14 tRNA genes are annotated in these 1,339 nt (G+C 52.7%); all 14 read right to left on the bottom strand.

Annotation, left to right across the window (positions count from 1 at the left end):
- Positions 1-68 precede the first annotated feature (68 nt).
- The 14 genes from FD18_RS05755 to FD18_RS05690 all read right to left on the bottom strand — a co-directional run bounded on the left by FD18_RS05755 (position 69) and on the right by FD18_RS05690 (position 1,279).
- Positions 69-139: transfer RNA gene (locus tag FD18_RS05755), tRNA-Gly, on the bottom strand.
- Between the two features lie 17 nt (positions 140-156).
- Positions 157-229 (bottom strand) — tRNA-Phe (locus tag FD18_RS05750).
- Positions 230-233: 4 nt separating this feature from the next.
- A tRNA-Asp gene (locus FD18_RS05745) sits at positions 234-306 on the bottom strand.
- A 3-nt stretch (positions 307-309) separates the two neighbouring features.
- A tRNA-Met gene (locus tag FD18_RS05740) sits at positions 310-383 on the bottom strand.
- Positions 384-414: 31 nt separating this feature from the next.
- Positions 415-488 (bottom strand) — tRNA-Ile (locus FD18_RS05735).
- Between the two features lie 13 nt (positions 489-501).
- A tRNA-Met gene (locus FD18_RS05730) sits at positions 502-575 on the bottom strand.
- Between the two features lie 27 nt (positions 576-602).
- A tRNA-Pro gene (locus FD18_RS05725) sits at positions 603-676 on the bottom strand.
- A 5-nt stretch (positions 677-681) separates the two neighbouring features.
- Positions 682-755 (bottom strand) — tRNA-Arg (locus FD18_RS05720).
- A 9-nt stretch (positions 756-764) separates the two neighbouring features.
- Positions 765-850, bottom strand: a tRNA-Leu gene (locus FD18_RS05715).
- 12 nt (positions 851-862) lie between these two features.
- Positions 863-934: transfer RNA gene (locus FD18_RS05710), tRNA-Gly, on the bottom strand.
- 19 nt (positions 935-953) lie between these two features.
- Positions 954-1,026 (bottom strand) — tRNA-Thr (locus FD18_RS05705).
- 1 nt (position 1,027) lies between these two features.
- A tRNA-Leu gene (locus FD18_RS05700) sits at positions 1,028-1,112 on the bottom strand.
- A gap of 19 nt (positions 1,113-1,131) precedes the next feature.
- Positions 1,132-1,204: transfer RNA gene (locus FD18_RS05695), tRNA-Lys, on the bottom strand.
- A 2-nt stretch (positions 1,205-1,206) separates the two neighbouring features.
- Positions 1,207-1,279: transfer RNA gene (locus FD18_RS05690), tRNA-Val, on the bottom strand.
- Positions 1,280-1,339: the final 60 nt, after the last annotated feature.

Here is a 1,339-nt window from a genome sequence, read left to right as displayed (position 1 = left end):
AACCATCGACCTCACGCTTATCAGGCGTGCGCTCTAACCAGCTGAGCTATAGGCCCCTTTTCCTTTGAAGCGGGTAACGAGAATCGGACTCGCGACTAAAGCTTGGAAGGCTTTCGTTTTACCACTAAACTATACCCGCAACTTCTTGCTTCCTAATGGCGCGAGACGGAATCGAACCGCCGACACAAGGAGCTTCAATCCTTTGCTCTACCAACTGAGCTATCGAGCCATTACGGTCCCTACCGGATTCGGACCGGTGATCTCCTCCGTGACAGGGAGGCGTGATAACCCCTACACCAAGGGACCATATTGCGGGAACAGGATTTGAACCTATGACCTTCGGGTTATGAGCCCGACGAGCTACCAGACTGCTCCATCCCGCGATGTTTCTATATAAAAAAAACCAAGATCCTATGGACCTTGTAGGACTCGAACCTACGACCCGACGGTTATGAGCCGTCTGCTCTAACCAACTGAGCTAAAGGTCCAAGCTTACCTCTATAGCGGCGGGGGGGATCGAACCCTCGACCTCCCGGGTATGAACCGGACGCTCTAGCCAGCTGAGCTACACCGCCATCCTGTAACTTTCTTCTAAGCTACAATCGGGAAGACAGGATTCGAACCTGCGACCCCCTGGTCCCAAACCAGGTGCTCTACCAAACTGAGCCACTTCCCGAAGTGTGCACCCTGAAGGATTTGAACCTTCAACCTTCTGATTCGTAGTCAGACACTCTATCCAGTTGCGCTAAGGGTGCATCATTATATGCCGAGGACCGGAATCGAACCGGTACGGTTGTCACCAACCGCGGGATTTTAAGTCCCGTGCGTCTGCCAGTTCCGCCACCCCGGCATGATAATGATAAGCGGAAGACGGGATTCGAACCCGCGACCCCCACCATGGCAAGGTGATGTTCTACCACTGAACTACTTCCGCATTCTTTATTCAATTTTTATGCCGATTAAAGGACTCGAACCTTCGACCCCCTGTTTACAAGACAGATGCTCTACCAACTGAGCTAAATCGGCATGGTACGGGTGGTGGGACTTGAACCCACACGTCCGAAAACACTAGAACCTAAATCTAGCGCGTCTGCCAATTCCGCCACACCCGCTTGAGTTTTTCTGGGCCAATGAGTCGTGGCAGGCTCGAACTGCCGACCCTCTGATTAAAAGTCAGATGCTCTACCAACTGAGCTAACGACTCAATGGAGGATACAGGGCTCGAACCTGTGACCTCCTGCTTGTAAGGCAGATGCTCTCCCAGCTGAGCTAATCCTCCATTTAGCACGGCGACTACCTACCCTCGCAGGCAGTTTCCCACCAACTACTCTCGGCGTTA

This window comes from Lactobacillus taiwanensis DSM 21401, from assembly GCF_001436695.1.
In the GTDB taxonomy this organism is placed as follows: domain Bacteria; phylum Bacillota; class Bacilli; order Lactobacillales; family Lactobacillaceae; genus Lactobacillus; species Lactobacillus taiwanensis.
Note: the sequence above shows the minus strand (reverse complement) of the source record. Positions and strands in the feature narration are given on the sequence as shown.